General features: G+C 60.2%; 18 protein-coding genes. 6 read left to right on the top strand and 12 right to left on the bottom strand.

Features of this window, described 5'->3' with window-relative positions:
• Positions 1-22: 22 nt before the first annotated feature.
• The 8 genes from thrS to D3Y59_RS04655 form a co-directional block, all read right to left on the bottom strand.
• On the bottom strand, positions 23-1,984 hold the full coding sequence (thrS, locus tag D3Y59_RS04620; protein ID WP_119443985.1) for a threonine--tRNA ligase: 1,962 nt from the start codon (positions 1,982-1,984) through the stop codon (positions 23-25).
• A 96-nt stretch (positions 1,985-2,080) separates the two neighbouring features.
• Positions 2,081-3,154, bottom strand: a complete 1,074-nt coding sequence (locus D3Y59_RS04625) for a tetratricopeptide repeat protein (protein WP_162910543.1) — start codon at positions 3,152-3,154, stop codon at positions 2,081-2,083.
• Between the two features lie 189 nt (positions 3,155-3,343).
• Positions 3,344-4,780, bottom strand: a complete 1,437-nt coding sequence (locus tag D3Y59_RS04630) for a L,D-transpeptidase scaffold domain-containing protein (protein WP_119443987.1) — start codon at positions 4,778-4,780, stop codon at positions 3,344-3,346.
• 117 nt (positions 4,781-4,897) lie between these two features.
• Complete coding sequence (locus D3Y59_RS04635) at positions 4,898-5,596, bottom strand: tetratricopeptide repeat protein (RefSeq protein ID WP_162910544.1); 699 nt, start codon at positions 5,594-5,596, stop codon at positions 4,898-4,900.
• Positions 5,597-5,871: 275 nt separating this feature from the next.
• On the bottom strand, positions 5,872-8,577 hold the full coding sequence (locus D3Y59_RS04640) for a DNA gyrase/topoisomerase IV subunit A (protein ID WP_240410588.1): 2,706 nt from the start codon (positions 8,575-8,577) through the stop codon (positions 5,872-5,874).
• A 786-nt stretch (positions 8,578-9,363) separates the two neighbouring features.
• On the bottom strand, positions 9,364-11,229 hold the full coding sequence (locus D3Y59_RS04645) for a PAS domain-containing sensor histidine kinase (RefSeq protein ID WP_119443989.1): 1,866 nt from the start codon (positions 11,227-11,229) through the stop codon (positions 9,364-9,366).
• A 102-nt stretch (positions 11,230-11,331) separates the two neighbouring features.
• The gene (locus D3Y59_RS04650) at positions 11,332-11,799 is read right to left on the bottom strand and encodes a BLUF domain-containing protein (protein ID WP_119443990.1); all 468 of its coding nucleotides are present in this window, start codon (positions 11,797-11,799) and stop codon (positions 11,332-11,334) included.
• 201 nt (positions 11,800-12,000) lie between these two features.
• The gene (locus D3Y59_RS04655; protein WP_119443991.1) at positions 12,001-13,932 is read right to left on the bottom strand and encodes a DNA topoisomerase IV subunit B; all 1,932 of its coding nucleotides are present in this window, start codon (positions 13,930-13,932) and stop codon (positions 12,001-12,003) included.
• Between the two features lie 210 nt (positions 13,933-14,142).
• Here D3Y59_RS04655 and D3Y59_RS04660 point away from each other — a divergent pair, with 210 nt between their 5' ends.
• The 3 genes from D3Y59_RS04660 to D3Y59_RS04670 all read left to right on the top strand — a co-directional run bounded on the left by D3Y59_RS04660 (position 14,143) and on the right by D3Y59_RS04670 (position 17,591).
• Complete coding sequence (locus tag D3Y59_RS04660) at positions 14,143-15,336, top strand: AI-2E family transporter (RefSeq protein WP_119443992.1); 1,194 nt, start codon at positions 14,143-14,145, stop codon at positions 15,334-15,336.
• Between the two features lie 150 nt (positions 15,337-15,486).
• On the top strand, positions 15,487-15,960 hold the full coding sequence (locus tag D3Y59_RS04665; RefSeq protein ID WP_119443993.1) for a ferritin-like domain-containing protein: 474 nt from the start codon (positions 15,487-15,489) through the stop codon (positions 15,958-15,960).
• Between the two features lie 155 nt (positions 15,961-16,115).
• Entirely contained in the window at positions 16,116-17,591 is a 1,476-nt protein-coding gene (locus D3Y59_RS04670; protein WP_119443994.1) for an exonuclease domain-containing protein, read from the top strand.
• Between the two features lie 323 nt (positions 17,592-17,914).
• On the opposite strand, the gene D3Y59_RS04675 is transcribed toward D3Y59_RS04670, so the two are convergent.
• The gene (locus D3Y59_RS04675) at positions 17,915-19,507 is read right to left on the bottom strand and encodes a hypothetical protein (protein WP_162910545.1); all 1,593 of its coding nucleotides are present in this window, start codon (positions 19,505-19,507) and stop codon (positions 17,915-17,917) included.
• 166 nt (positions 19,508-19,673) lie between these two features.
• Here D3Y59_RS04675 and D3Y59_RS04680 point away from each other — a divergent pair, with 166 nt between their 5' ends.
• Positions 19,674-21,281 carry a hypothetical protein gene (locus D3Y59_RS04680; protein WP_119443996.1) on the top strand — a complete coding sequence of 536 codons (1,608 nt, stop codon included), beginning with the start codon at positions 19,674-19,676 and terminating at the stop codon, positions 21,279-21,281.
• Between the two features lie 186 nt (positions 21,282-21,467).
• On the opposite strand, the gene D3Y59_RS04685 is transcribed toward D3Y59_RS04680, so the two are convergent.
• Positions 21,468-22,583: a DNA topoisomerase IB gene (locus D3Y59_RS04685; RefSeq protein ID WP_119443997.1), complete on the bottom strand. Its 1,116-nt coding sequence runs from the start codon at positions 22,581-22,583 to the stop codon at positions 21,468-21,470.
• A gap of 455 nt (positions 22,584-23,038) precedes the next feature.
• On the opposite strand from D3Y59_RS04685, the gene D3Y59_RS04690 reads away from it, so the two are divergent.
• Positions 23,039-23,818 carry a M48 family metalloprotease gene (locus D3Y59_RS04690; protein WP_119446325.1) on the top strand — a complete coding sequence of 260 codons (780 nt, stop codon included), beginning with the start codon at positions 23,039-23,041 and terminating at the stop codon, positions 23,816-23,818.
• A gap of 57 nt (positions 23,819-23,875) precedes the next feature.
• On the opposite strand, the gene D3Y59_RS04695 is transcribed toward D3Y59_RS04690, so the two are convergent.
• A complete protein-coding gene (locus tag D3Y59_RS04695; RefSeq protein ID WP_119443998.1) occupies positions 23,876-24,391 on the bottom strand; it encodes a hypothetical protein in 516 nt (171 codons plus the stop codon).
• Positions 24,392-24,504: 113 nt separating this feature from the next.
• Between D3Y59_RS04695 and D3Y59_RS04700 the strand changes: the two genes are divergently transcribed.
• Positions 24,505-25,653: an App1 family protein gene (locus tag D3Y59_RS04700; RefSeq protein WP_119443999.1), complete on the top strand. Its 1,149-nt coding sequence runs from the start codon at positions 24,505-24,507 to the stop codon at positions 25,651-25,653.
• Between the two features lie 154 nt (positions 25,654-25,807).
• Here D3Y59_RS04700 and D3Y59_RS04705 read toward each other — a convergent pair whose 3' ends face one another.
• Positions 25,808-26,275 carry a YybH family protein gene (locus tag D3Y59_RS04705; protein WP_119444000.1) on the bottom strand — a complete coding sequence of 156 codons (468 nt, stop codon included), beginning with the start codon at positions 26,273-26,275 and terminating at the stop codon, positions 25,808-25,810.
• Between the last annotated feature and the right edge of the window lie 4 nt (positions 26,276-26,279).

Below are 26,279 nucleotides of genomic sequence, written 5' to 3' on the forward strand. Positions count from 1 at the left end.
TTGCCTGCAGGGTATCAAACGGCTAGTGCGCGGCTACGGTTCCGCGGCCGTTCATCAATTCCTCTACCTGCTCCTGAAAGTTGCGCACAAACGCCTCGATCGGCATGGAGCCTAGGTCGCCTTCGCCGTGGCGGCGCACCGACACGATGCCGTTGTCGGCTTCTTTCTCGCCCACTACCAACAGGTACGGTACCTTTTGCATCTCCGCATCGCGGATTTTGCGGCCGATGCGCTCGTCGCGCTCGTCGACGGTGCCCCGCAAATCGGCCTGCTGCAGCTGCTCCTGCACGCGGCGGGCGTACTCGTGGTATTTGTCCGAAATCGGAAGTACGATGAACTGCTCCGGCGCGAGCCACAGCGGGAAGTTGCCGGCGCAGTGCTCAATCAGCACGGCCACGAAACGCTCCAGCGAGCCAAACGGCGCGCGGTGAATCATGACGGGGCGCTGGCGCGAATTATCAGGCGCCACGTACTCCAGATCGAAACGCTCGGGCAGGTTGTAGTCTACCTGAATCGTGCCGAGCTGCCATTTGCGACCTAGGGCATCGCGCACCATGAAGTCGAGCTTGGGACCGTAGAACGCGGCCTCGCCGAGCTCGGTAACGGTGCGCAAGCCGCGCTCTTGCGCTGCCTCCTGAATAGCTGATTCGGCAGCCGCCCAGTTCTCGTCGGTACCGATGTATTTCTGCTTGTTAGCCGGGTCGCGGAGCGAAATCTGGGCCGTGTAATCTTCAAAGCCCAGCGCCCGGAACACGTAGAGCACCAAGTCGATAACCTTGATGAACTCCTCTTTTACTTGATCCTGACGGCAGAAGATGTGGGCGTCGTCTTGGGTAAAGCCACGTACGCGGGTTAGGCCATGCAGCTCGCCCGATTGCTCGTAGCGGTACACCGTGCCAAACTCGGCCAGGCGCAGCGGCAAGTCGCGGTACGAGCGCGGCTTGGTTTTGTAAATCTCGCAGTGGTGCGGGCAGTTCATGGGCTTGAGGAAGAACTCCTCGCCCGGGTTCGGCGTCTTGATCGGCTGAAACGAATCGGCGCCGTACTTCTCGTAGTGGCCCGAGGTAACGTACAGTTCCTTGGCACCGATGTGCGGGGTAACCACGGGCAAATAACCCGCTTTCACTTGCGCCCGGCGCATAAATTGCTCCAACCGCTCGCGCAGAGCCGTGCCTTTGGGCAACCACAAGGGCAAACCCGCTCCTACCCGCTCCGAGAAAGCAAATAACTCGAGTTCCTTGCCCAGCTTGCGGTGGTCGCGCTTGCGCGCTTCCTCCAGCTTGTGCAGGTACTCCTTCAGTTCCTTGTCTTTGGGAAAGGTGATGGCATAGATGCGGGTAAGCTGCTTGTTCTTCTCGTCGCCGCGCCAGTAAGCGCCCGCTACGTTCAGGACTTTCGCAGCTTTGATGTTGGCAGTATCGGGCAGGTGCGGCCCACGGCACAAATCCGTGAAATTGCCTTGCTGGTAGAAAGTAATGCTACCGTCTTCCAGGCCTTCAAGCAGGTCGAGCTTATACGGGTCGCCTTTTTCCTGAAAGTAGGCAATGGCATCGGCTTTGCTTACCTCGCGGCGCTCGTAACGGCTTTTGTTTTTGGCGAGTTCGAGCATTTTCTGCTCGATTTTGGCGTAGTCATCGGGCGAGATACTACGGCCTTCGCCAAGGTCCACGTCGTAGTAAAATCCGTTTTCGATGGGCGGTCCGATGCCGAATTTTACGCCCGGGTACAAAGCCTCCAGCGCCTCGGCCAGCAAGTGAGCTGAGGAGTGCCAGAATGTATTTTTCCCCGCTTCGTCATTCCACGTGAGAATTTCAAGCGTGGCAGAGTCGTTGATGGGGCGGTGCAGGTCACGGACTTCGCCGTTGACACGCACGGCCAAGGCGTTGCGGGCCAGGCCTTCGCTGATGCTGGCGGCTACATCGTAGCCGCTCGCACCAGCTTCGAACTGGCGCACGGAACCGTCGGGGAGCGTGATGTTGATCATAAACGTGCAATAACAGCAGTAGCCCGCAAGTTAGCAGCTTCGCGGGCAGAAAACACGTTTGCGACCAAAACGCGCTTTGCAGGCGCTCTTTGGGCGCTACCGCGGAGTGAGCAAGGCAGGCGCCCGCGAAGGCAAACTATCAAAACTGAGGGCGGGCGCTACGGGCGCGCGGCGCGGCAAAGGGGGCGCGCCGTATACCTCCTTCAAAGAGTCGAGCACGGGCTGCGGCAACCGCTGACCCACTTTCCAGACTTTGAAGGTGTAGTGCTTATCGCCAGGAAATTGCTTGACCAACTCCCGGTAAGCCACCCAGGCTTGTTGCGTCTGGCCTGCCCATTCGTAGCTCTCGGCCAGCATTTGGCCAATGTTGGGCAAGTATTGGCTGCGCCGCCGGGCGCGGCGCAAATGCGGTATGGCTTTGGCGTGCTGCTTGGCCTTGTAGTAATAAAGACCTAGGCGGTAGTCGGCGCGGTATAGGGCCGTATCGAGCCTGATTGCTCGGGCGTACTGCCGGGCCGCGCTGTCGGGCAAAGCCGTCAGGTCGAACACCCGGCCGCGGTCGTACCACAACGGCGCGTATTGCCTGTCAACGTGCAAGCCTCGCTCGACCAACGGAGCGGCCTGCGCCGGTTGGCGGTTGGCGTTCAGCAGGTAAGCCAATTGGTGCAGCACTTCGGGTTGCCTAGGTACCCGGGCGGCGCTTGCGCGTAGGTAGTCGAGGGCCTGCACGGTATCGCGCAATGCAGCGTACACCAACCCTTTGTAAAACAGCGCCGATGCATTGTCGGGTTGCTCGCGCAGCACCCGGTCGAGGTAGTCGAGCGAGGTATCGTAGCGGCGGGCGGCCAAGTGGGCTTCGGCCAGCAGCAAGTGCAAATCGGGCGGGTTGTAGCCGCGCTTTTGCGCATCGGCCGCGGCGGCCACAGCCGCTTGCAATTGCCCTTTGGTACGCAAGGCGCGGGCCTTAATCAAGTAAAACTCGCCCGGTGCATCGTCGAGTTCGATGGCGTAATTGATGTCCTGAACGGCGGCATCGGTTTTGCCCGCAGCCAAGTGAAAGCTGGCGCGGCGGGCGTAGAGCACGGGGTTGCGCGGTTGTTTGGCAATGGCGCCGTTAAGTTCGGCTGCCTGCACATCGGGCCCGCTCCGAACGGTTCTGAGGTCGACCATGCGCTCGGTTTGCGAGCGGGGTTCTCCCTCGCCGCAGGCCAGCAGCAACGGCCCAAGTGCCCAAGGCAATAATAAACGGTATACGCGCAGCACTACAGCTCAGGTGAGAGAAACCCAAAGGTACGGCTTGCGCGGTTTGCTCGCTACGGGCAAGGACCGCCTAGGTCGGCAACCTACAGGCAGACCGGGCTACTCGCCCACCGAAGCGGTGGTTTGCTCGCTGGCCTGCAGCAAAGCCTGCAACACTTGCGCATCGCGCTGGTATACATCTGGCAGGGTACGGATTTCGGCACTGTCGTCGGCGTGGCAGGTTAAGTACCGGATATAGATGGGCATGGGGTTGCGCAACGGAAAGTACTTGCTGTAACCGCCGTACACGCTGTCCCACATACGCTCTATTTGCCGCTGGGCCCCGGCGCCGTAATCGCGCCGGAGCAGAAACGCCGCCAACTGAAACGGTTTTTCGAGCCGAATGCAGCCGTGGCTGAGGGCCCGCCGCGGCGCGTTAAACAGCTTGCGGGCGGGGGTGTCGTGCACAAAAATATCGTGGGTGTTAGGGAAACGAAACACCACGTTACCTAGGGCATTGTCGCAACAAGCCGTTTGCCGAATGGTGTAGCGGAAGGTTTCGGGTGTTACCTGCTTCCAGTTGATTTTGTGCGGATTGACTTGCTGCCCTTGCTGGTTGTAGAGTACGTAATTGTTGGCCGCCAAAAAGCCGGGTGCTCGCCGCAACCGGGGCAAAATTTCGTTTAGCGCTATGCTGCGCGGTACTTTCCATTCGGGGGAGGTCTGAAAAAACCGCACGTGGCTGTACACCTCCGGCGTGGGTGTTGGCACGCCGCCTACTATCACCCGATGACTACGCACCACGGCGGGCCCGCGCACAATCTGTAGGGTGTAGGCCGGTATGTTGACCACCAAGTAGGCCGAATCGTTTCGGGGCTCCCAGCGCAAGCGCTCCAGGTTAACTGCCACTTGGTCGCTGATTTTGCGCGCAGCGGCTGTGTCGGTGCGAATCAGTTTTTGCCACGCCCATTGCAGTCGGGCGTAGCTGCGGGTGGTGGGCTGCAAGCGCAACAGTTCCTGCTCAAACTGCGGCGTACGCCGTGCGCGCAATAGCCAAGCCACCCCGTCGAAAACACTGTCGGGCGCGTAGGCCAATGGCTGCAGGGTAACTGGGTGCAAACGGCCCCGGCGCAGGTGCGTGGCTAGTTTCAGCAAACCCGCGGTAAGCTGCAACTCGGCCGCCACACGGCGTTGCAACCGTGCCTCGGGGGTTTTGGCCGCTTGCAGCGAGTCGAGGTTGAGCTCTATTTCGCGGGTTTGATAATCGGCGGGGTTTAGGCCAAATGCTGGCGCCCGGCGCAGTATTTTCAAGCCAGCGGTGGCGGCGGGCAATAGTTCAGACTCAGTAGTCCAAGCGGGCGCAAAGCCTACTTCGGTATAAAAGCGAAGCACTTCGTTATGGAGCACCGCCGGAAGCCCGGCCGCTTTGCCCGATAGCGCATGCCTAATTCGTTCGCTGGTTTCTACGTCGGTTTGGCCCGGCGCCGACGCTGCCACCAACAAGAGCACTGTTACGCCAACGCCCCGCAGCCAAGAAGTAAATATTCGTTGGCTCATAGAGGCCGGGCAGCAGGAAAATTACCCTAACGTGCCTTTCCTAAAATAACGGATGCGAAGACCAGCCGCTAGCTTTAATCAAGATTATTTTATACCTGAATGATATTCAACGCACTGTCATCCCTTCTCCAGCTCATCGAGGAGGCGGCGACACCGGCGGCTCATTTCCAGTTCTTCGCTCGTCATGGGTAGCAGCGAGGCGGCCTCGTGCAGCACTTGCATAGCCGGTTCGCGCAGGCCTTGGTTGGAGTACACGCGGGCCAAATCGTAGCAGTACTGAATGCGGCATGGATCGAGGGCACGGGCCTGGCGCAGCGCATCCATGGCTTTGGTATTGGAGGCGCCGGCGGGCGAACCACCCAAAAACACCCGGTAGTAAGCCCGCTCAATGGGATTGAGGTGAGCCACGCGGTAGTTCCAGCGGCCGAGCACCTGCCACGCATCCGAGAGTTCGGGGCTATACTCCACGGCCCGGTACACGTAGGGCTTCATGCTCTTGTACAAGCTTAGTCGGTACCGCGCACTCTGGATAGTGGCCTGTTGCGCCAACGACAACGCCACGGCGTAATTGGCTTCGCCGCCCTTGGGGTTCACGGCGTAGGCCCGGTCGGCGTACTGGCGGGCGGCGGTGTAATAATTGCCGCGGCGGCTTTCGTCGGTGTAGCGGCTGCCAATGCGGGCACTTAGCACCGCCGCTTGCCACAGGGCCTCGTAGTTGCGCGGAAACGCACTCAAAATATGCTCGTAGCGCGTAAGAGCGGCCGTTTCGCGGTATTGCTGTTGCAGCGCGCGGGCTTCCGAAAGCAAGGCCGGCACATCAAGCGCAGAAGGCGGTTCGGATTTAACGGGGTCGCCGGCGCGTACAGGCGCTTTTGCGCACAAACAAGCGCCTCCAATAAGCAGGAGGTGCGGCAGTGCGGCGAAGCGGCAAATAAACTTCCGGGGCATGAGCAGCTCGGTGCTTGTAAGCGAGGGTTGAGTAAGATACGCAAAAGGCGTTTGAAAAGCTGCACAACAGCCCGGCCCGGCTAAGCACCCCCTGGTTGTAGGGCTGCCGCCGGGCCGGGCTTTATCATGGATAAGAGTGCTGCCTAGGTTCCGAACAAGGTCATCTGCGATTTGGGCTTGCGCTGCAGCAACGCCTGCGCCCGCTCTACTTCCTCCACCGAAATTTCAACCGGCCCTAGGTCTTCGGGCAAGGGTTCTTCCTCGGCAACCGGGGCGGCAGTGTTCGGACGCGGAATCGTGGCCGGTCCTTTCTTTTTCACCTGCTGCTTGCGCTCGGGCTCGGGGCCTTCGTCGGTGAGCAGCTCTACCGAAAGCACCTTGAAGTAGTTGAGCTTGTTGCCCATGGCCTTCCAGCCTTTCACGTCAATGAACTCGTGCAGGTGGATGCGTTCGGCAAGCTTCTCCCCTTTCTTTTCCTTCTGGACTTTCAGCTCGATTTCGGGCACCACGCCGCAAGTGGCGCACACCAGCTGCGAGCCTTTGGTTTCCGGAATAAACAGGAAACGCTTGCCCACGGTGCTCGTTTCGATGCGGAAGCGCTTGACGTAATGCAGCTTGGATTCACCCTCGATGTACACCGCGTTGATGACGGTATCGGCCTCGAACTTGCGGAGCAACACCATGTTACGCAGGTCGAAGTGGATGGCCGGGTCGGGCAAGGTCAGCTCGTACGAACCGTCTTTGTACACGGCCAGCACGGTTTCGTCGGTGTCGAAGGTGCCCAGGAAACGGCCGTGCCCGCCGGTGTTGAGGCGGCCCACTACCTCGTCGAAGAACACCTCGCGGCCACCTAGGGTCGAGTCGCCCCTCGATTTCTGCGTGATCTTTTTCACGGGCTGCTTCGTCACGATGTTGCCCATCGAGCCTTTGCCCTTGATGGCCAGCTCGGCAAAATCAAAGTCGAACTGCTTTACGCGGGCCGGGGCTTTGTCGGAGAGCTGCACCGCCACAATCTCCGACTCCGAGTTGGGGTTGGCCGTGAGGTACAGCACTTTCGAGCCTTTGCCGCCCTTGGTCAGGTCGTAGGCTTTGTCGCGCGTGATGCCGGTTACCAGAAAGCGCTTGGCGTAGCTAATGCCCGACGGCCCGTCCTGGTAAATCATGTTGTACACCAGGCGGTCGTCGTTTTTGTTGTAGATGCCCACGTGCAGCACGTCCTTCCCAACAAAGGTCTTTTCGGCAATCTTGGTCACTACAAACGTGCCGTCGCGCTTGATGGCGATGATGTCGTCGAGGTCGGAGCAGTCGCACACGTGCTCTACCGCCTCATCCTTTTTAAGGCCGTAGCCCACAAAGCCGTCCTGTCGATTTACGTACAGCTTTTGGTTGGCCACAGCTACCTTTTGGGCGGTTACCACATCAAAGGTGCGCAGCTCGGTTTTCCGCTCGCGCCCCTCGCCGTACTTCTTCAGCAGCCCCTCGAAATACCGAATGGCGTAGCGCGTGAGGTTGGCCAGGTTGTCGGCTACCTCGGCCAGCTCCGTTTCCAGCTTCTGAATGTACTCATCGGCCTTAAAACCATCGAACTTCGAGATGCGCTTGATGCGGATTTCGGTTAGGCGCGTGAGGTCGTCGTCCGTGATGGGGCGGCGCAGCACCACGCGCGTGTCGTTGGCTTTTTCCTTTTCGCCCGCAATGCGCACGTATTTCTTCAGGCCCGCATCAATGGTCTGCAGAATTTCTTCCCAGGTTTCGCACTCCTCGATTTTGCGGTAGATGCGGTTTTCGATGAAGATTTTTTCGAGCGAGGCACCGTGCCATTTCTCCTGCAGCTCGTCTTGCCGAATTTCCAGCTCGCGCTCGAGCAGGCGCAACGTTTTGTGGGTGCTCAGGCGCAGCATGTCCTCCACCGACACAAAGCGGGGCTTGTCGTCGATGATGACGCAGGTGTTCGGCGAAATGGAAATTTCGCAGTCGGTGAAGGCGTACAGCGCGTCCATCGTGAGGTCGGGCGACACGCCGGCGGGCAAGTGCACCTGAATTTCCACGTTGGCCGCCGTGTTGTCGACCACCTTTTTGATCTTGATCTTGTTGGCTTCCGAAGCCTTCACGATGCTCTCCATCACGCCCGTAGTGGTCGTGCCGTAGGGCACGTCGCGGATGATGAGCATGGTTTTATCAACCTTCTCGATGGTGGCGCGCAGGCGCAGCTTGGCCCCGCGCAGGCCGCCGTTGTAGTTGGTAATGTCGCAGAGGCCGCCCGTCGGGAAATCGGGGTACAGCACAATGTCACGGCCCTTGAGCACGTCGATGGAGGCCTTGCACAACTCGCGGAAGTTGTGGGGCATAATCTTGGTGCTCAGGCCCACGGCAATGCCCTCGATGCCTTGCGCCAGCAGCAGCGGAAACTTAACCGGCAGCGTTACCGGCTCGCGCTTGCGCCCGTCGTAGCTGGCTTGCCACTCGGTGGTGTCGGGGTTGAACACGACATCGAGCGCAAACTTGCTCAGGCGCGCCTCGATGTAACGCGGCGCGGCGGCGCCGTCGCCGGTACGCACGTCGCCCCAGTTGCCTTGCGTTTCAATCAGCAGCTCCTTTTGCCCTAGGTTCACGATGGCGTCGCCGATGGAGGCATCGCCGTGCGGGTGGTACTGCATGGTTTGCCCGATGACGTTGGCAACTTTGTTGAAGCGGCCGTCGTCCATCTCTTTCATGGCGTGCATGATGCGGCGCTGCACGGGCTTTAGCCCGTCTTCGATGGCCGGCACGGCGCGTTCCAGAATTACATAGGAGGCGTAATCCAGAAACCAGTTCTGGTACATGCCGCCGATGCTGCTGATGTCGTGCACGGTTTCGCCCGGCGTAAAGTCGGCGTCGCCGAAGGCAGGTGCCTCTTCGTCCTCGGCTGGGGTTTCACCTAGGGCTTGCGGTTGCTCGTCGCCGTCGGGCGCGGCGGCATCGGTTGTCGCTTCTTCGGCGCTGGCCGACGGCTGAGCCGTTTCGGCGGCGTCGGAATCAAAATCGATGGTGTCGCCGGCGCCAAACAACTCGGCGGAGGACTGGCCGTTCTGGTTCAGGTCGTCGGCGGCGGGGATGTGGTTGTCGTCAGACACTCGCGGGGGTGGCGTAGGCCACGTTATGTTCTTGTACCTCTCTTTGGTGGCAAACCCGCCACCAAAGGCTTGTTAAAACAACGCCTCGACTGGTTTGGTGCGAAGGCGCGACACGTAAAACTAAATCATCGGCGAAAGCAAAAGCTACGAATAAAACAGAAAGGTGCCGCTGGCTCAGCCGGAGGTTTTGCACAACACAAACGGTACCGGTTGAGGGCCAGCCGGCCGTGAGCGGAGTTCAAAATTACCGGTTGCTACCCAGCGCACAACTATTTGCAAGCGCCTTGGGAGCAATAAAGTTCCTAAATTATTTAGCAATTTTCAACCCGAAAAGCTGTTTTATTTGCTACCAAAGCCATAATTAACAGCATTCAAAGCCAGCCACACAACCAATTTGGTTAGCATATTGAGCGCCGAATACAATAGATTTGGGATAAAGCAGCTCATACTAACAAGCGCTTGGACTCGGCAAGCATTCGGGAAGACAAGCCAACGCGGGAAAAGTGCAAAAACGTTTGCCCGCTACTCAAACCAATACACCGCAAATTGCGTGCATTTACCGGGGCTGCTTTTTACCTCTATGTGGCCGCCGCGCGAGTGCACAATGCGCTGCAGCAAGTACAGCCCCACTCCCGCCCCGGCAATGTGCGGGTGCTGCCGATCGAACACCTGAAACGTACCGTCTTCGGATTGTTTGGCACTCATTCCTAAGCCGTTGTCTTCGACGCGCAAAAACGGAACGCCGCTTTCGGAAAGCCCACTGCTCAGCCGGATTACCGGCGTCCGTTCGGGGCTGGTAAACTTGAGGGCGTTGCTGATAAGGTTGTGCAGCACGCTGCGCAGGTTGGCGCGGCCGTAGAGCAGCGTTGGCGCCGTATCGAAATCGAGGTGAATGTCGGCGTTGGTGTCGAGTACTTGCGCCCTCAGGCCCAGCAACACCTCCTCGGTAACGTGGTGCAGATCGAGCAGTTCGGCGGGGGCCGCCAATTGGCGCTGCTCCTGCACGGTGGCGGCCAACTCCTGCAACGTAACCTCGAGCTGACCTAGGGCTTCGTCGAGCATCCCCAGCATCAGCGCCGCTTCTTCGTCTTGGAAAGTGGCCGTGCGCCGAAGTTCCTCAAACAAGCCGCGCAGGTTGTGCAGAGGCTGTTTTAAATCGTGCGAGGCCGTGTACACAAACGTGTCCAGGTCGCGGTTGGTGCGGGCCAGCTCGTCGTACTGGGCTTGCAGCACCTCGCGCAGCTGGTGCTGGTCGTCGACGTCGGTGCAGGTGCCAAACCAACGGGGGCCACGCTCGTCGGAAAGTTGCCGCGCCCGGATGATGTGCCAGCGGTATTGCCCGTCGTGGCGGCGCATGCGGTACAGGCCTTCGTAATCCTGCCCGGTGGCCACGCACTGCACCCAGCGCCGGGCAGCTCCGGCCTGCTCGCTGGGCTCCAACAAGGCAACCCAAGCGGTGGGCCCTAGGTCGGCGGAAGAGAGGCCGGTGTACTCGGCGGTGTGCTGGTTGTAGTAGTCGGTGAAGCCGTTGGCATCGGCTGTCCAAATCAGCTGCGGAATGCTGTCGGCCAGAAAGCGCAGCTCGGCCTCGCCGCGGCGCAGCACATCGGCCAGTTCGCGTTGGTCGTGCACTTCGGTAACGGCCCCGTGCCAGAACACGGGCTTATCGGGGGCGTGCAGCTCGGGCAAGGCGCGGCTGAGTACCCAACGGTACTGGCCGTCGTGGCGGCGCAGGCGGTACTCGTAGCTCCAGCCCACGCCGGCTTTGCGCGCCGCATCAGCTTGGTACATCACGCGCAGGCGGTCGTCGGGGTGCACAAGCAACAGCCATACGATGTTCAGATCGGCGGTAGTAGGCTGGCCCGTAAAGTAGTACCACTGCGGGCTAACATACTCGTAGGCACCGGCGGCATCCACCGTGAAGATAATTTGCGGAGCCGTTTCGGTGAGCACGCGCAGGCGAGCATCGAGGCGGCGGGTTTCGCGTGCCAATTCGTGGGCGCGCTGCTGGGCGGCGGCTTGCTCGGTTACTTCGGTAGCAAAGATCAACAGGCCCTGCACGCCCGCGTGGTCGTCCTTCAGGGGTTCCAGCGCAATGTCGAAGTAGCGCGTGGTGGCCTGCTCGGTGGCCGAGGCCGGCAACTGCAAGCCGTGGGATTTGGCCACGTAGGGCACGCCGGTGCTATACACCTGCTGCATCACCTGCACCAGATCGGGCGTCAGCACGTGGGTTTGCTCCACCAAGGCCAAGGGCGAGTCGGCAGACACGCCGCCGAGCAACGCCTGCATGGCCTCGTTCACGAACCCAAACTTCAGTTCGGGACCAAGCAGCGTGGCAATGCCGGCGGGTACGTGTTTAAGGATATGCTGAAGTTGCTGCTCGTGCATGGTGCGCGAAAGCTTTGTGGCTATTGATAAAGTCGATTGGCGCACCCGTAACCCTAGGCCCCCAGGCAAGCCCCGGGGTGTGGGCACCTAGGGCGTGGGCAACTAGGCTTGTTGGCCGCTGCCGGAGTCATCCACAACCGGCGACGCGGGGGCGTTGTTGCCGAATACCGCTTGGCGCACCAGGTCCAGAATCAGTGCGTCGGCAATGGACAAGTTCTCCGGCGACTCGGGCAACCCATCGGGCAGCAGATAACCCGTTAGCTCGTCAAAAGCCTGGGGTTCGATTGCATGAAACGCCATCGACCAACCCGCAAAGCTGCGCGCGTCTATAGTTTTGTCGGCCAGTTTTTGCACGTGCGAATGCCTTCCGTCGCGCGAAATGCGCTCGTACAGCGGGTCTAATTGCTCAGGTTCGCCTTCAATCAGCTGGGCGATGTTGCCGTGGCTGTAAAACAGCACCCCGGTAACATCCAGGCGAGCGTTGTCGCGGCGGCATTGCTCGAGCAGCTCGTGCAAGTCCTTGTCCGAAAGCGGACGCACGGCCCGGCTCATGTAGATAATGTGATTCATGCGGCAGGTGGCGCCGACCGGCCCTAGGTAGGCCAGGCCAAGCAGCCAGGCGGGCAGCAGCCCAAGTGGGTGTGGTGTGCTTGCAAGATACAGCGCCGCGGCAACAACGGGCCGGCGCGCCCTCGGCGGGCTCTAGGCGCTAAAGCGCGCAAAGCCCCGGACCAGCGGCCCGGGGCTTTGCCGAATGTGGTGGCGTGCTGGCTAGGCCACCTCGGCCTCCAGCACGGTTTCTTCGGGCAGCGGCGCGTCGCCGGCTACCAGGTCTTTTTCCATGCGCAGGTTGTCGATGATGAAGAGCTGGCGGTCGGGCGTGTTTTTGCCCATGTAGTACGTCAGCAGCTTCTGAATCGAGCGGTCCGATTGCAGAATGACGGGCTCGAGGCGGATGTTGTCGCCGATGAACTTGCCGAACTCGTCGGGCGAAATTTCACCTAGGCCTTTAAAGCGCGTGATTTCGGGGTTGCGGCCCAGCTTACGAATGGCCGCCTGCTTTTCGCGCTCGTCGTAGCAGTAAATCGTTTGCTTTTTGTTGCGCACCCGGAACAGCGGCGTTTCCAGGATGTACACGTGGCCGTTGCGCACCAAATCGGGGAAAAACTGCAGGAAGAAGGTGAGCAGCAACAGCCGGATGTGCATGCCGTCCACGTCGGCGTCGGTGGCAATTACCACGCGGTTGTAGCGCAGGCCCTCGAGGCCTTCCTCGATGTTGAGCGCGTGCTGCAGCAGGTTGAGCTCCTCGTTTTCGTATACGATTTTCTTCTTCATCCCGAAGCAGTTCAGCGGCTTGCCGCGCAAGCTGAACACGGCCTCCAGCTCCACGTTGCGGCTCTTGGTAATGGAGCCCGAAGCGGAGTCGCCTTCGGTGATGAACAACGTCGTTAGCGCTTCCTTGTCCACGGCCTTGCCTTCGCCGAAGTGGAAGCGGCAATCACGCAGTTTGCGGTTGTGCAGGCTGGCTTTTTTGGCCCGCTGGTTGGCCAGCTTTTTCACGCCGGCCATGTCTTTCCGCTCCCGCTCGCTCTGCTCGATGCGCTTTTTCAGCGCCTCGGCCGTTTCGGGGTTTTTGTGGAGGTAGTTGTCGAGGTGCTCCTTTACAAAGTCAACCACGAAGTTGCGCACCGTAACCGAGCCTTCGGGCTCCATCACGATGGAGCCGAGCTTGGTTTTGGTTTGCGACTCGAACACCGGCTCCTGCACCCGAATGGCAATGGCGCCCACGATGGAGGCCCGAATGTCGGAGGCGTCGTAATCCTTTTTGTAGAACTCGCGCAGCGTTTTCACGATGCCCTCGCGGAAGGCAGCCAAGTGCGTACCGCCCTGCGTGGTGTATTGCCCGTTCACGAAGGAGTAGTACTCCTCGCCGTAATCGTTGCCGTGCGTCAGGGCCATTTCGATGTCGGTCCCCTTCAGGTGAATAACGGGGTAACGAATGGCATCGGGGTCGGTTTTGCGCTCCAACAGGTCGCGCAGCCCGTTTTCGGAGTGGTACTTCTGCCCGTTGAAGTTGATGGTGAGGCCCGCGTTCAGGTAGGCATAATTCCAGAACTGGCTTTCCAGGAAATCCGGAATAAAGCGGTAGTTGCGGAAGATGGTCGGGTCGGGCTCGAACGACATCAAAGTGCCGTTGCGCTGCGAGGTTTTAACCGGCTTGGAGTCGCTGATGAGCTGGCCGGCCTGAAACTCGGCCGACTTCATTTGGCCGTCGCGCACGCTTTGCACCACAAAATTGGTGCTGAGCGCGTTTACGGCTTTAGTGCCCACGCCATTCAAGCCCACCGACTTCTGAAACACCTTCGAATCGTACTTGCCGCCGGTGTTGATCTTGCTGACCACGTCGACAACCTTGCCCAGCGGAATGCCGCGCCCGTAGTCGCGCACGGTTACGCGCTGGTCGGTAATCTTCACGTCGATGGTGCGGCCGTAACCCATCATGTGCTCGTCGATGGAGTTATCCATCACCTCCTTGACGAGGATGTAAATGCCATCGTCGGGCGAAGATCCGTCGCCCAGCTTGCCGATGTACATACCCGGGCGCAGCCGGATGTGCTCGCGCCAATCCAGCGAGCGAATAGAATCCTCGTGGTAGCCGTGGTCAGGCGCCGCAGCGGCAAGCGGTAGTTGTTCTTCAGCCATTCTTAAATCCTTCAACCCATTTTTGGTGTAAAATAACGCAGAAACGCAATGTTTACCGCGTTAGCGCAGCGGCTCTGCCAAACTATTTTTTTTGGCACAACTGCATTGCACCTAACCCTGCTGGCAGGCCTTAGGTTCACCCAAAAATGCGAAAATAAGCCCAGCTTTTCAAGTATCGACGCCCTTCTCTTCTCCCAATTTTATTAGCAAATGTCGCAACCCAACCACCACTTTCCTGGGCACCCTACTCCCGTAAAGCCGCCCGAAATTAAATGGCCGCCCGCGGTGCTCTACAGCATGATTTTGCTGGGGTTGGTGCTGCTGGTGTGCACGCTTAAGGTGCTCGACGGCGTGCTTCTCCCGATTTTGTTTTCGGGGCTGCTTTCGCTGCTGCTGCTGCCGCTGTGCCGGCGCCTCGAGGGCTGGGGCGTGCCCCGCCTGCTGGCCATCATCCTGTGCATCCTGCTCATCTTCGTGTTTTTGGCCGGACTGGTTTACTTGTTCGGCTCGCAGATTGTGCAGTTCCAAGAGGAGTTGCCCAAGCTGCAGGCCAAGTTTGCCGAGTATTTCGATCAGGTGCAGCAGTTCCTGAGCCGCAAGTTCAACATGCAACCCGTGAGCAAGGACCAGCTCATCGACCAGTCCATCGACTCGGTGCGCAAAAAGGCCGGCGGCTACCTAGGTACCACCATCAACACCACCACCGGGGTGCTAAGCGTGTTGGCTTTGGTGCCCATTTACATTTTCTGCTTTTTGTACTACCGCGACCACCTGCGGCAGTTTCTGTTCCGGTTTGTTTCGCCCGACAAACGCAAGGAAGCCCTCAACACCCTCGACGGCGTGCAAACCGTGGTGCAGGCATACATTACGGGCCTACTCACGGTAATTTTAATTGTGGCCGTGCTCAACGCCATCGGTTTGCTGGTGCTGGGCGTGAAATACGCCATCTTCTTCGCGGTATTTGCCTCGGTGCTGGCCGTTATTCCGTACATCGGCATTGCCATCGGGGCCACACTGCCCGCGCTCATTACGCTCGTCGAAACGGGCTCGGCCGGAAAGGCACTGGCCGTGGTGGGCGTGTTTATGGTGGTGCAGTTTCTCGAAGGCAACTTCATTACGCCTACCATCACCGGTTCAAAGGTGAGCATCAACCCCATGGCGGCCATCGTCGCACTTATTCTGGGTGGCGAGCTGTGGGGCACCCCAGGCATGATTTTGTCGATTCCGCTGGTGGCGGTGCTCAAGGTGTTTATGGACGCTTACAAGCCGCTGGAGCCGTTCGGGTTTTTGCTCGGCGACGTGGCCAACGGCCAAGACAACCAAACGCAGGGCGCGCTGGAGGGCGAGCCGGGCAAGCCCAAAGGCTTCCGCGGCTTCTGGCTTAAGCTCGTGGGCAAAAGCTAAACCGCACAAGGCCAACCACCTGCCAAAAAAGTGCAAGCCAAGCCGCAACCCTAAGCCCAACCTAAAAGTATAAGCCCCCTGTAAGCGCTGCTGCTCAGGTAGCGGCGCCACAACCCGCTCCCAACCCAACACCTAAAAACCAAGACCGTCATGGCCGCTATTAATTCTGACGCCGCCCGGGCCTTCAACGACCTGGTTGAAATCAATAAAACCGGCGCTAAAGGCTACCAAGAGGCTGCCGAAGGCGTATCGAACCCGCAACTGAAATCGGAGCTGAGCCGCCTGAGCCAGCAACGTGCCCAATTTGCTTCGGAACTGGAACAACAAGCCCGCCAAATGGGCGTTGATGTAACCAACAGCAACACTGTAGAGGGCGTAGTAACCGACGCGGTTGCCGCCGTACACCGCGGCTGGATCAACCTAAAGTCGGTTATCACGGGCCAAAACGACTCAGCCATTCTGGGCGAATGCGAAACCGGCGACTCCGTAGCCCTCCAAGCTTACGAAACCGCCCTGAAGTCGCAAAGCCTGTCGGGCCAAGCCTCGTCGATTATCCAAAAACAGCACGGCGAAATTCTGGCCGCTAAAAACCAGGTTACGCAGTGGAAAGGCGCCAACAGCTAGGGTTAACCTGGCTGTTGAGAGAAGGGACGGTCTGCTGAGAAGCAGGCCGTTCTTTTTTGTTTTAAGGCTGCCAGGCCGCCAACGCGCGGCCGCGGGACTTTTCGCCTGCTAATTTTGTTATCACCAGCTACCGCACCTCTTTAGCTGCTGCTGATTTGTACGCCATCATCGACCTAGAAACCACCGGGGGTCAGCCCACGCAGGACCGCATCACCGAAATTGCCATTTTCATCCACGATGGCGAGCAGGTGGTCGATTCGTTTAGCACCCTGCTCAACCCCGGCCGCCCCATCCCCTTCTACATTCAGCAGCTCACGGGCATTACCGATGAGATGGTGCGCGACGCGCCGCACTTTCATCAGATAGCGAAGAAGGTGGTGCAGATGACGGAAGGCTGCGTGTTTGTGGCCCACAACGTGCGCTTCGACTACTCTTTCCTGAAAAAAGAGTTTGCCGACCTAGGGTATACCTACTCGCGCAAAACCCTTTGCACGGTGCGCCTCAGCCGCTCGCTGATACCCGGCCAGCCCAGCTACAGCTTGGGCAAGCTGTGCGCCAACATTGGCATTGAGCTGAACAACCGCCACCGCGCTTTCGGCGACGCCGAGGCCACGGCCATCCTGTTCGACCGGCTGCTTAAGATAAGCCAGGTAGCGGAGGCGCCCGGCTACGAGGCCGCCGCCCCCGCCGATAAACTGGCCGCCGTAGATGCTTCGGCCCCGAGTGGCCGGCCGGCCAAGCAACCCACCGCCCGCAAAGTGGCAGCCGTGCAGCAGGCCATTCGCACGGCGCTACTGCCGCCGCTCATCACGCCCGAAAAAGTAGCCTCGCTGCCGCAGGAAGCGGGCGTGTACTACTTCCACGACGAGCACGGCGAGGTGATTTACGTGGGCAAGAGCATTAATATTTACAAACGCATTCAGCAGCACTTCGCCGTCGATTACAAGTCGCGCAAGTCGCTGGATTTTAAGAACTCCATTGCCGACATCACTTGGGAGCTCACGGGCTCGGAGCTGGTGGCATTGCTGCACGAGTCGTGGGAAATTAAGCGCTTGAAACCGCAGTACAACCGTGCGCAGCGCCGCTCGGTGTTTCCGGCGGGCATTTACTTGCGCGTGGATGAAAACGGCTACAAGCGCCTGTACTACGGCCGCGCTGATGCACGCAACAGCGAAATTCCCATTATTGCGTTAGGAAACCAGTTCAAGGCCAAGGGCTTTCTGTACCACAAGGTGGCCAAGTACAACCTGTGCCAGAAGATGTGCGACTTGTACAAAACCACCGGCTCGTGCTTCGATTACCAAGTGCACCGCTGCAAAGGCGCCTGCGTAGGCCTGGAGCCGCCCGACGAGTACAACGCGCGCGTCGACGAGGCCATTGAAAGCATCACCTACGAGCACCAAACCTTCGTAATCATCGGGCAGGGGCGCCGCGCGGGCGAACGGTCGGTGGTGGTGGTGGAGCACGGCCGCTACCTAGGGTTTGGCTACATCGACGAAACGTTTACCGCCCGGCGGTTTGAGGCGTTCAAAGACGTTATCAAGCCCCAGGTCGATAACAAAGACGTGCAGCAGATTATCCGGCAGTACATGCGCACCAAGCACAAAGACAAGGTGAAGGTGTTCGCCTAGGTGCCCGGCGCCCCAAACAGCGCTGGTACCTAGGCCAACGCGGGTTGCCTTCGTGACGCGCTTCAAGCGCGTATCTAAATTCCTGGCGCGAGTCTTAGCCCGCAGGGCGCGACTTGTGCCGTGCAACGTTCGGGAGTCTGCAGACTCCCGAACGTTGCACGATACGGCCTAGGTGCGATTGTCATTTTATTACCCAAGAGCACTTGTTGGCTAAACGTAGCTCTAGGTGTCGTGCGCGGCACAGGAGTCTAGAGACTCCCCACCGTGCCGCGGCACGAGTCGCGCCCTGCGGGCTAAGACTCGCGCCAGGGATGTCCCGCATTTTAGTACAAGCGGTGCCGAAGCAGCCAGCCGGCCCCGTCGTACTCGTTGGCTTTGGGCTGATACGGCTCCACGGCAACCAAGCGCTTATCAACCCGCACAACGTTGCCGTCGCCGGAGTCGAGGAAGGTAACGCGCATGCGGGCGTTGCGGCCGGGCTGCGTCTGCCGAACCAGGTCTTGCCCTTGGCCGTCGTAGAGGTAAATGCGCAGGCGGCGGTCGGGTTGCCCAATCACCTCAAATTCGTCGTTGCCACCTAGGCCGAACAAGCGGATATCGGCGGTTTGGCGGGCATCGAAAAGCCGCGCACCAAGCAACATTCCGCGTCCGTTCGGCTCGCGGGTGTACACGCGCACCCACGCGCGCCAGGGGCCCGCGGCCTCTACCACAAACCGCTCGGGCTGGTCGGTGCCCGGGATTTCGACGTGGCGAGCGAGCTGCCGGTAAAACTCTTCGGCCACCATAGGCAGCTGTTCGCGGCGGCTGCGTAGCTTGTCGGTAAACTCGGCGCCCGACAGGGAATAAATCTGGCGCGGCCACACCTGCAAGGCTTCGGCAATTACCTCGTCGGGCAGCGCGCGGCGCAACGAATCGGCGACTTCGCGAAAGTCTTGCTCGCTTAGGTACACCAGCAACGACTTATCCATGGGCCGCGCGGCGCGGTTAAGGCCCTCTACATCGTGAAGGTGAATGGTGCGCGTAAACGTCTGGTAATTGGTTTTTACGAAACTGATAACCCGCGTGAGCACGCCGTCGTCGAACTTGAAAAACGCGTGGTCCCGGTCGCGCGGAATGGGCCGGTAAACAGTGCTGCTGTCGGGTTGCCGAAACGCGGCCCAGCGCCACTGGTCTTCGCGCCGGCTCCAGTCGCCCAGCCACATATCAAACAAGCGGCTGCGCAGGTAACGACGCGCATCCACGCGAAAGCGCGGCGAGGCCAGCAGCTGCCCAAACGCCTGGCGCGAGCTAACTACTTGGTTGGAGTTGCCGAAGCTGGGCTCGGCGCTGAGGTTGCCCTCGGGGCGTTCCTCAAACAAGTATAGCGCGTGCCCAAATGCCGCCCGAAAGCTGCCCAGCGCGGGGTCGTCGGCTACGTACACCAAGCGCGGATTGGTGTGGTACACGCCGGCCGCCCGCGCCAGCCGGGGCACGATGTACGCCCCGTACGGATGAATCACGCTGGTTTGGTCTTTCATCAGGCGGCCCACCACGCCGTCGCGCAGGTTTTCGGGCAGGGCAGCGGTAGCATCTTTGTCGACGGAGCGCAGCACGTACTGGCGTCCATCGGGGGCCAGCAGGCGCAGGTTTTGGGTTTGAAAGCTGCCGCCTTCTTTCACCGGCACCAAACCGCCGGGCACGGCCGTACGCAGGTTGAACACAGGCGCCGCCACGGGGGTAGCCCATTCCTGCCGGTAATGAAAGCCCCAAAACAGCTGGTGCAGCCACCCGCGGTTGTAGTGGGCGCCTGCCGCTACCTGCACCACCGAATCGGGCCCGATGACGGGCGGTGCCGCCTGGGCCGCTGCCGGCCGGGCCGACACGGGCAGCCCGAGGGCCAGCAAAAGCAACCGGAAGGTAGGTAACAACGTCAGCAAGGCTCTGGAGTAACAGGAAAACCAAGCATCCCGAGGGGTAGCGGCAGGCTCTTATACCCCCAGCGTAGCGCGGCGGTTGTGCCGGAATAATGAAAATTCAGCCGTTTACTGCCCAGTTGCGTTGAAGGAAGCAGCACTACTGCCACACCTCTGCCCTTTTTGCCCCATGACGAGCCGATCCTCCGGTTCTGCGCTGCTGCTGCTTGGCCTGCTAACGGCCGGTTGCGCCCGGCAGCGCTTTTTTCAGCCCGATGCCCGCGTGCCGGGTGCGCAAGTGCGCACGGCTTCGCCCGATAGCGCCCGCGTAACGGCCGGGCGCCACTACCGCCGTGGCTTTTTGCACCAAGCACTGTTTGGTCAGCACTACCGCCCCGTGTGGGCCCAGCCCGTTACGCTGCCCGTACTCGACCTAGGCCGCGTAGTACCCGGCGGGCTAACGCCTGGCAAAATCGGCGGCGGGTTTCAAACAACGAGCATGACGCTGAACAGCCCCAGCGGCCGGGCCTACGCCCTGCGCAGCCTCGACAAAGACCCCTACAAAACCTTGCCCAAGGTGCTGCGCCATACGTTTATGCTGAACGTTGTGCGCGATGCCACTTCGGCTGGCAACCCTTACGGTGCCTTTGTGGTGCCGCCGCTGGCCCAAGCGGCAGGCGTGCTGCACACCACCCCGCGCCCCTTTTACGTGCGCGCCGACGAAACCCAGTTGGGCGAAGCTTCGGAACGCTTTCGGGGGAAGGTGGTGCTGCTTGAGCAAAAATTTGAAGGCAAAGACGACCTAGGGCTCAAGTTCGGCCCCGGCGCCGTGGATCTGGAAGAAAGCGACGACGTGCTGTCGGAGGTGTACGCCGATGCCAAACACCGCCTCGACCAGCCGGCGTTTTTACGCGCGCGCCTGCTCGATTTGTGGCTCGGCGACTGGGACCGGCACGAAGGCCAGTGGGATTGGGTGGCCTACGAGCAGCCGCAGGGCCGCACCCTGTACCGCCCCGTACCCATCGACCGCGACCAGGTGTTCTTCCGGTTTTCCGACGGCCTGATTTCCTGGCTGATTAGCCGGCCGTGGGCCGTGGCCAAGTTCCGCACCTTCAAGCCGCGCTACGAAAGCATCGAAGGCTATGCGCGCAACGCCCACTTTATCGATGCCCGGGCGCTTAACGAGTTGCCCCTGGCGCAATACCAGGCGGCGACCCGGGCCATGCAGCAGGCCCTTACCGATGAGGTTATCAGCCAGGCGGCCCGGCGGCTACCGCCCGAGGTGTACCAGCTCGAAGGCGCCCGCCTCGAAAACGCCCTGAAAGCGCGCCGCGAAAAGCTGCCGCAGGCGGCCCTCGAGTTCTACCGCTTGCAGTCCCGCGAGGTACTAATTCCGGGCACCGATGAAAAAGAGCGTTTCGTGGTCGATCGGCAGAGCGATACGCTTACGGTGGTATCGGTGTTCAGCCTCTCCGACGACCAGGAAAAACCTGAAACGCTACTGTATCAACGCGGTTTTCGGCCCGCCGAAACCAAGCGCTTGGTGCTGCACGGCCTAGGTGAAGAAGACGTGTTTGAGGTAAAGGGCAAGGTGCGCCGCTCGCCCTTGGTCGATATTTACGGCGGCCCGAACGAAGATCGGGTGAAAGACGAATCGCGTGTGGCGGGGCTGCGCCGCAAAACGCGCTACTTCGATACCAAACGCAACAACGAAGTGGAACCCGCACCCGAACTCAACATCAAAACCACCCGCGGCGTAGCCTCCTACGCCTTCGACCGCGACGGTTCCGGAAGGTAGATTCAGTTGAGGAGTTGACGAGTTAGGGAGTTTTGAGTTTTACAAGAGGCTGGTTTTAATGAATGTGAGCGTATGTGCAAACCGAGCAGCGTAGTCGCTCGGCTTGCTGACCTCTCCTTAGGTCCGACTTACGACCCTTTCAAACTCACAATTCCACCAAATCGCTAACTCATAACTCCTCAACTCCTAAACTTCGGAGAGCATGTCGAGCACCAAGTGCTCGGTAGGCGACAGTAGGTCGTTTTCGGTGGGGTCGGCGTCGTGGCGGCGCAAGTAGTCGATGAGCTTATCCGAGGTGAACAGCTCTACTACTTGCGGATGGATATAGTACTTGGAGCACACGGTGGGCGTGTTGCCGAGGTTTTTGGCCACGTCCTTTACGGCTTTTTTCAGCACTTTGTCCTTGGGCAAATCGGGTTCCTCGTGCAGCACGCTTTCGAGGCATTCCACCATTTTAACGGTGCCGCCCCAGGTGCGGAAGTCTTTGGCCGAAAGGGCCAGTCCGGTGGCCTCGCGCAGGTATTCGTTCACGTCGCCCGATTCCAGCTCCTGCCGGTGGCCGTCGGCATCAAAATACTGAAACAAGTGCTGACCGGGTATTTCCTTGCACTTCTGCACCAGGCGGGCCAGCTTACGGTCGTGCAGGGTTACGTCGTGAGCCACGCCTTTTTTGCCCACAAAGCTGAAGCGAATATCAGCGCCGTCTACTTTCACGTGCTTGTCGCGCAGCGTCGTTAGGCCGTAGCTCTTGTTTTTCTTGGCGTACTCGCGGTTGCCCACCCTGATAAACGACTGGTCCATCAGCGTAAGCACTACGGCCACTACTTTCTGCTTGTCGAGCTTGGGCCGACCTAGGTCCTTGCGAATGCGCTGGCGCAGTTCGGGCAGCTTTTCGCCGAAAGCCCGCAAGCGGCTGAATTTGGTAAGGCTGCGTGCCTGGTCCCAGAGCGGGTGGTAGATGTATTGCTTGCGGCCCTTGGTGTCGCGGCCGGTGGCTTGCAGGTGGGCGTTGGCCGTGGGCGCAATCCATACCTCCGTCCAGGCCGGGGGTATCACCATGCCGTTGATGCGGCCCATTATTTTTTCGTCGGCCACGGGTTGGCCCTTCGCGTCGAGGTAGGTGTAAGCGCCGTCGCGGCCGGGTTGGCGCGCAATGCCGGGCTTGGTATCGGTTACGTAGCGCAGGCCAGCCAGCTCGGCTTGCATGGCGGGGTCTTTGTAAAGCTCGTGCACGTCGGTGTCAACGGGCATCAGCTTTTTCTTTTTGACTTTGGTGCGAAGGGTGGTTTGGGCGGAAGCCATGGCGTAAGAGAGCAGTAAAACGCTGGATGCCCACGCAAGCGGCGCAGGCCTTCTTGCATACGTGCAAACAACTGAGCGGAGTTGTTTCCGGGCCCTAGGTGGGCGCTGGCCGGCCCGCCCTTGGGGGCTGATGAAGCTGGTGCCCCTGCCCAGAAGCCCAAACTGAGCTTAGTGATTTTGGCTTGCCGATGAACGCGTAGCGGACCGGTAGCCTTTGCTGCGCTTCGGGCCTGATGAGCCTGAATAGCCAAAGATGACGGAGGCCAAAGTCCATCAAAAAGTACCTAGGCAGCGGATTAATGCAACGTGAAAAGCTGGCGCCCGTATCGGAGCCCCGAGCACTTTGGCACCGTTTTTTCTTTCAGTTCCATCAGCCGCTCGGCTTTTACCATTCCTGCCTTTACTCACCACCTATGTTCCGACGTTCCTTTCTCCGCCTATACCTGCTGGGTGCCATGGCCCTTGGCCTAGGTGCTACCACCTCCTCCTGCACCGATGAAAACGGCAACCCAGTGCTCTTCAGCGTCGAAGACGACAAAGCCTTGGGCGAACAAGTTGCCCGCCAAACCGACTCGACGTACCGCGCCAAGGGCCAGTTGCTCGAGCGCACCAACCCGCGTAACGCCCGTGCCTACCAGCTGCTCGACGGCGTGGTAAACCGCGTGCTGAACTCGGGCCAGTTGCAGTACCGCAACGAGTTTCCGTGGGACGTCAAGATCATCAAAGACGACCAAGTGCAAAACGCCTTTGCCACGCCCGGTGGCCACATTTACGTCTTTACGGGGCTGATTAAGTACCTCGACAACGAAAGCCAGCTGGCTGGCGTGCTTGGCCACGAAATTGCCCACGCCGACCGTCGCCACACCTCGCGTCAGCTCCAAAACCAGTACGGCATCAGCTTGTTGCTGAGCGTGGTGCTGGGCGAAAACCCCAACCAGCTGGCGCAAATTGCCGCCGGCCTGGGCCAGCTCAAGTTCAGCCGCGACTTTGAGCGCGAGGCCGACGAGTTTTCGGTGGTGTACCTCAACGGCACGGCCTACTATGCCTGCAACGGTACGGCCGGCTTCTTCGAAAAAGCCCAAGCCGAAGGCCAGGCCAGCGGCCCCGAGTTCCTGAGCACCCACCCCGACCCGGGCTCCCGCGTGCAGGCCATCAACGCCAAGGCCACCGAGCTAAACTGCACCAACCGCAACGTGAGCAACTCCAGCTTTCAGGAGTTGAAAAGCCTGCTGTAAGCTACGCAAACCTGTATTGCGCTTAGTTGTAAAGCCAGCCGCGTTGCGCGGCTGGCTTTATTGTTGGCGGTACACACGCACCAGGTTACTGGCCGCGGCGGGCGGGCCGGTTGGTGCCGGCTGGTACTGCACCCAAAACCGGTAGGCACCTAGGGTGCGGTTGTTGTAGCGCAGGCACTGGCGCAGCGTATCGAGCACGGCGCGGGGCAGCACCCGGTTGAAATCGACTTGCACCGCGGTGCTCATTTGCTGGCCCGGCCGCAACACCACGTAGCTCCTAGGTGCTTGCGCGGGTGGGCAGCGCTGGCAGATGGCGGCCGTATCGGTATTGGGCGTGAGGCCGCGTACCACCAAGCCTAGCGCCGGCGTGCAAGCCGATTCGAGCGTATCGGGCAATTGCCGGAGCCGCACGGGCCGCGGGCCGCGGTTACGCAGGGTGGCGCGTAGCCACACAATGTTGTAGGCCGATTCGGTTTGCGCCCGCAACTGCAGCTCCAGCCCATCGGCACCTAGGCCGCGCTGCACTGGCGGCCCCGCGCAAGCCGCCAGCATCAGCCCAACGGCTCCTATCATAACTCTGATCATCAGCTGATAACACAATTTTAGTAAGCCACACCTAGGCAATTGCTCAACGGCAAGAGGCCTTGCTCCGTTGTGTAGCATACCGCCATTTCCAACACACCGCCATGTCGATACTTGACCACCTGAACAACCTGGCCGAAAACACCGACGATTTGCTGCGGCGCGCCCGCACGCGGCTGGGCTTGCTGCACCCGGTGCAGGTGCTGCCCTACCGCAGCTACGGCACGCCCACCCGCCTCTACGTGAAAGGCCGCGTGCTTACCAACAAAGGCATAACCGAGCCCGACCCCTCCGACTCTACCCTGCACAACCTGCTGAACATGTACCGGCGCTTCGACTCGCAGGAAATTCCGGGGGCGCAGCTCTGCATCCGGCCCGGCGACGGCACCGAGCACTCCGTAACCACCGACGAAGAGGGCTATTTCACGCTGAACATCGAGCCGCAGCGCCTGCCCGAACCCGTTGATTACCTGTGGCACCCCATTGAGGTGGAGTTGTTGCAAGCCCCGGCGCCCCTGCCCGAGGTGCGCCTAAGCACGGCCCCGGTGCTGGTGCCCCCGCCCGATGCCGAGTACGGCATTATTTCCGACCTCGACGATACCGTTATTCAAACCTCCGCTACCGATATCATGCGCATGGCCCGCACGGTGCTGCTGCGCAACGCCCGCTCGCGCATGCCTTTTAAGGGCGTAGCTGAGTTTTACCGGCAGCTGCAGCTTGGGCGCAACGGCAAGCGCAACAACCCGTTTTTTTACGTCAGCTCCTCGCCTTGGAACCTCTACGACCTGCTCGAAGACTTCCTGGCCCTGAACGAGATACCGCCCGGCCCCCTGCTGCTGCGCGACATGGCCCTGAAGCGCAAACAGCACGGCGACGCCTCCGAGCACCACGGCCACAAGCTTCGCGAAATCGACAACCTGCTCCTCACCTACCCGCAGTTGCCTTTCGTGCTCATCGGCGACTCGGGCCAGGAAGACGCCAACATTTACCGCGAGGTGGTGCGCCGCCACCCCGGCCGCATCTTGGCCATATACATCCGCGACGTAAACCTGCCCGAGCGCTCGGCCATGGTGGAGCGCGTTTCGGAAGAGCTACGCGGCCACCAGGTAGAAATGCTGCTGGTGAAGGACACCGTTAACGCGGCCGAACACGCCGCTGCCACCGGCTTGGTATTTCAGGAAAGCGTGCAGGCCGTGCAAGCCGAAAAAGAAAAGGACGAAGCCACCCCCGAAGACCCTGGCGAAGTGAATTGAGTTGCCAGTTGCCAGTTGCCAAGGTGTAATCGCATACCCGGAACCTCGTTTAAACAAAACGCCCGTTGCCAAGCAGCAACGGGCGTTTTGCGTTTGTCTCCTTAATATTATCAACCGCCAACTGGCAACTGATAACTAATAACTGACAACCTCCTCAGCTCGAATGATCGGCTACGATTACCCACTGGCCGTTAAGGCGGCGGAAAAGTAACGTAAACCAGCCGCTTACGTCGCCGGCGGCGGGGCGAGCTAGCTGCCAGCGCCCCACCACGTGGGCCGCATCGGCACTGATGGGCCGCACTTGCAACTGCGAAAACGTGAGCTGGCCCATTGCGGCCGCGTCGGGGTAATTGCGGCGGTAGTTATCGAGGGTGCGTTGCCAACCGCGCGTGGGTCCGTTTTTGCCAATAAACAGCAACGAGTCGCTTTGCCAATAGCCCTGCATAAATGCCGCTAAGTCGGCACGGTTCCAGGCGGCGGTTTGGGTGCTCAGCACCGCCCGAATTTGCTGCTCGTCGGGGGCAAAGGACTGGGCCGATGGCGTAACGGGGCGTGCGGCGGTGCAGGCCTGCAGGTACAAACCGCAAAGTGCACCTAGGGCCAGTAGCAAAAGGGTGCGCATGGCA

The organism is Hymenobacter oligotrophus, assembly GCF_003574965.1.
Taxonomy (GTDB): Bacteria; Bacteroidota; Bacteroidia; order Cytophagales; family Hymenobacteraceae; genus Solirubrum; species Solirubrum oligotrophum.